The 3,673-nt window shown below is 50.5% G+C and carries 3 protein-coding genes and 1 pseudogene; 3 read left to right on the top strand and 1 reads right to left on the bottom strand.

Translation table 11 applies throughout. The features are described 5' to 3' along the window. A pseudogene (locus tag Q0294_RS10870) lies at positions 1-498 on the bottom strand (tetratricopeptide repeat protein); the annotation flags it as partial. A 351-nt stretch (positions 499-849) separates the two neighbouring features. Between Q0294_RS10870 and Q0294_RS10865 the strand changes: the two are divergent. The 3 genes from Q0294_RS10865 (at position 850) to Q0294_RS10855 (ending at position 3,555) form a co-directional block, all read left to right on the top strand. Continuing rightward, entirely contained in the window at positions 850-1,860 is a 1,011-nt protein-coding gene (locus Q0294_RS10865) for a DUF1080 domain-containing protein (RefSeq protein WP_299464716.1), read from the top strand. 66 nt (positions 1,861-1,926) lie between these two features. Continuing rightward, positions 1,927-3,321: an MFS transporter gene (locus tag Q0294_RS10860; RefSeq protein WP_299464713.1), complete on the top strand. Its 1,395-nt coding sequence runs from the start codon at positions 1,927-1,929 to the stop codon at positions 3,319-3,321. Further along, positions 3,322-3,555 carry a hypothetical protein gene (locus tag Q0294_RS10855; protein WP_299464710.1) on the top strand — a complete coding sequence of 78 codons (234 nt, stop codon included), beginning with the start codon at positions 3,322-3,324 and terminating at the stop codon, positions 3,553-3,555. The last annotated feature ends 118 nt before the right edge of the window (positions 3,556-3,673 follow it).

Here is a 3,673-nt window from a genome sequence, read left to right as displayed (position 1 = left end):
CGCCATTTCCCAGCAGTCCCGGGCCGATTTGAACTCCTGTTTTTCTTCCAGGAGTGCTGCCAGTTCCGTGTAATAACTTTTGTGTGCCTTATCATTTTCAATCGCCATTTTATAGCCAAAAATGGCGGCATCTTCGTAACCCAGATTTTGACAGGCTTCCGCCATGTCGGCGTTTAAACTGGGATCCCAGGGGTTGAGCGTCAGCCCTTCTTCCGCGTACTGATCAACCGAAGCCCAGTCTTTTTTACGGCGGGAATTTTTGATTTTGGTTTTAATACCGGCGATTTTCAGCATCCCCATTTTGGAGCCGGCATTGTTATCGCCATACTTTTTTCGCTCGGCACCGCGTTTGGTCTGCCGATAGAGAAGTCCTTCTGGATCCAGTTTCACGGCAGTGGAAAACATCTCAATCGAGTAATCCCAGTTTTCTTTTGACAGGGCTTCATTTCCCCGCCGCCAGCAATCTGCCGCAATCTTTTTGTTTCTGTCAGATGTCATAAATCTCTTCCGCTGTTAACCAATGCTCAAAATCAATCGCAGAATGTGCCGACACCTCATGACACTCACTTCATCGGGTTCACAAGCCGCGCCGCACTTTATTCACTTTTATTCATACGTTCCAGTTTTATATCTTACAAGATTTTTTAACACCCTACCATCACAAGTTTTACTTAATTTCAATATACACACATACCGCATCAAACCACAAACCTGAGCCGCTGTACTTGCATCTCAGATCATTGATTCGCACAATGAGACTCAATTCGCAAGTCAGACGGACTGAGAGTTCCTGTCTGTCCTCTACTGATCTACCACTTTTCAGTCAAAAGATACCTTTGGAGAAAGACAATGAAGCAGTTCCCAATTTGCGCCCTGTTTGGCTGCTATGTACTTTTGGTTCTTACCCAGCTTAGCTGTGCAGACACAAAGTCCCCTAAATGGGCGGCGACCAGTGTGGAAGAAGCCAGTCCCGATTTCCAGATCCAGGGTGAATATTCCGGTATTCTGGGCGAAGGCAGTGATGATCCCCTCAAATACGGCGTTCAGGTCATCGCGTTAGGCGAAGGAGCCTTTCAGGCCGTTGGTTACCCGGGAGGCTTGCCCGGCGATGGCTGGAATCAGGAAAAGAAAGTGACTGTCGACAGCAAAAAAAACGGAACTGTCATCAGCTTTCAATCTGAAGACGGCCGGGGCGATCTCGAAGACGGCAAAATCACCATCTTCGATGCAGAAGGCAACAAGGTCGGCGTCCTCAACAAAGTGGAACGCAAAAGCCCGACTCTCGGCAAACAAGCCCCTGAAGGAGCCACTGTTTTATTCGACTCAAATCAGGCTGAGAAGACTGTCAAGAACTTCAAGAACGGGCGTATCACCGAAGACGGACTCCTGAAAGAAGGGGTCACGAGTAATAAAACATTTAAAGACGGCCATCTGCATCTTGAGTTCCAACTCCCTTTCATGCCTCAGGCGCGCGGCCAGGGAAGAAGCAACAGCGGTTGTTACGTGCTGGGGCGATACGAAGTGCAGATCCTGGACTCCTTCGGCCTCGAAGGCAAGGACAATGAATGCGGCGGCATCTATAAACTGGGCGCTCCCAGCGTGAATATGTGCCTGCCCCCTCTGGCGTGGCAGACGTATGACATCGACTTCCAGTCTGCGAAATATGACACAGACGGCAACAAAACTGCCAAAGCCAGAATCACCGTCAAACACAATGGCGTCACCGTTCAAGATGACCGTGAAATCGATGAACCGACTCCCGGAGGGACCAATAAAGACGAAGCGATGGCCGGCCCGCTCTTCCTGCAGGATCATTCCAATCCTGTTCGCTTCAGAAATATCTGGGTCATCGAAAAATAAACCGGTCGCACAACCTGAGAACCTCACACTGCTCCCCCACTTTATTTCGTTCAGGGTCCTACGTTGATGACAGGAACAGAGAATCTGGTACAGGAAAGTACTGAGAAACCACTTAAGCTGCGTCTCTATCTGATGATGTTTCTCCAGTACTTTGTGCAAGGCTGTTATTTACCCATCATCACACTGTACCTGATTGAAGCGCTCGGATTTTCCGCGATGCAGATTGGGGTCTTCGGTGCGGCACTGGCAGTGGGGCCTTTACTGGCCCCCTTTATTTTTGGTCAGATTGTCGACCGTCATTATGCGACAGAGCGCGTCCTTTCTTTCTGTCACTTCTCGGGCGGCATCATCATGCTGGCGCTGTTTTTTCAAAACAGCTTCTGGCCGGTCGTCATTCTGGGGGTCCTCTATTCGATTCTGTATGTCCCCACCATGATGCTCACCAATTCTTTAACGTTTCAACATTTGAAAGACAGTGACAAAGAGTTTCCGCTGATCCGTTTATGGGGCACGATCGGATTTGTGGTCCCGGCCTGGATGGCGGAAGGACTGTTCCTCGCGCATCTCAAAGGGGATGAGCTCAATACAGGACGTGGCATCGTACTGATGATGGCCGGCGTCGCGGGACTGCTCATGGCGGCCTACTCGCTGACGCTGCCTCATACGCCCCCCGTTAAAAGCGATAAAAAAGATCTGGCCCCTGGAAAAGTTCTGAGAATGCTCAAGTACCGGCACTTTCTGGTTCTGGTAGTGGTCGCTTTTATCATCTCGATTGTCCACAAATTTTACTTCCAGTGGAACAGCCCGTTTTTGAATGCGATCCTCAAGCAGGGAAATGTCACCGGTGCCTGGGAGCAGCGAATCAGCTCGATTGGACAGGTTTTTGAAGTTCTGGTCATGGCGGTACTCGGATTCGGCATCAAAAAATACGGATTCAAAACAGTCATGCTGGTTGGTCTGTGGGCGTATTTGCTACGGAGCCTGATCTTCGCCTATGCATCAACCATCGGTGCATTTTTCCCCGCGGCTCTGTTCCTCACCTGTGTGGGGCAAGCGATGCACGGGCTCTGCTTTGGCTGCTTTCTGGCCGCCGCTTATATCTATGTTGATAAAGTCGCTCCCCTTGATGTCCGTGGCAGTATGCAGACATTTTTCGGGACCTTTGTCTTCGGCCTCGGAATGTTCGCCGGCGGATTCATCAGCGGCACCATCGGTAAATTTTTCACCGCGACATCAACAGACACTTTGCTGCGTTCGCAATGGAACATTCCCTCACAGGCAGGAATTCTGGAGTTCGCCCAGAAAAACCTGGACGGTGATTCGATCAGTTTGTTGCGTGACTGGCCCGGTATCTGGTTGAGTAGTGCCGCCATCGCCCTGTTTGCGACTCTCCTGTTCTGGGCTCTGTTCCCAAAACTTGATTCTTCAAGTCGTCTGGCTCACGCGGAAGAGACGACATAAATGCCGTTTTCATTCTCGGAAAATCTGCTCATCGGCGGAGTCGTCCTGGTCTTCTCTTTTTTCGGCCTGCTGAAAGAACAATGGTTTCTGGCAAACACGCGGAAAGGTCAACGTCTGACCGGATGGTTTGGACCCGCCCGTGCCCTCTGGGTCTTACGCGTTATTTTTCTCACCGGCATGATCTTCGGCGCACTTCTGGCAGCAGGCATCATTCACCCGATCCAATGGGACTGAGACGGTGATGCCTGTCGCTGCTGCAGAACCAGCCTGCCAGAATGACATACTGCCCCCTTCATGTACAGTCCTTTTTTTCATGCCAGTTTGACATTTCGCACGAGAGTCAACTCTGCAA

Source organism: uncultured Gimesia sp., from assembly GCF_937919775.1.
In the GTDB taxonomy this organism is placed as follows: domain Bacteria; phylum Planctomycetota; class Planctomycetia; order Planctomycetales; family Planctomycetaceae; genus Gimesia.
This window is presented reverse-complemented; position numbering and strand designations above follow the sequence as displayed.

What these genes read in the sequence shown, in the direction of transcription:
- Q0294_RS10860 (WP_299464713.1), top strand. Translation starts at nt 1,927, where the DNA reads ATGACAGGAACAGAGAATCTGGTACAGGAAAGTACTGAGAAACCACTT.
- Q0294_RS10855 (WP_299464710.1), top strand. Translation starts at nt 3,322, where the DNA reads ATGCCGTTTTCATTCTCGGAAAATCTGCTCATCGGCGGAGTCGTCCTG.
- Q0294_RS10865 (WP_299464716.1), top strand. Translation starts at nt 850, where the DNA reads ATGAAGCAGTTCCCAATTTGCGCCCTGTTTGGCTGCTATGTACTTTTG.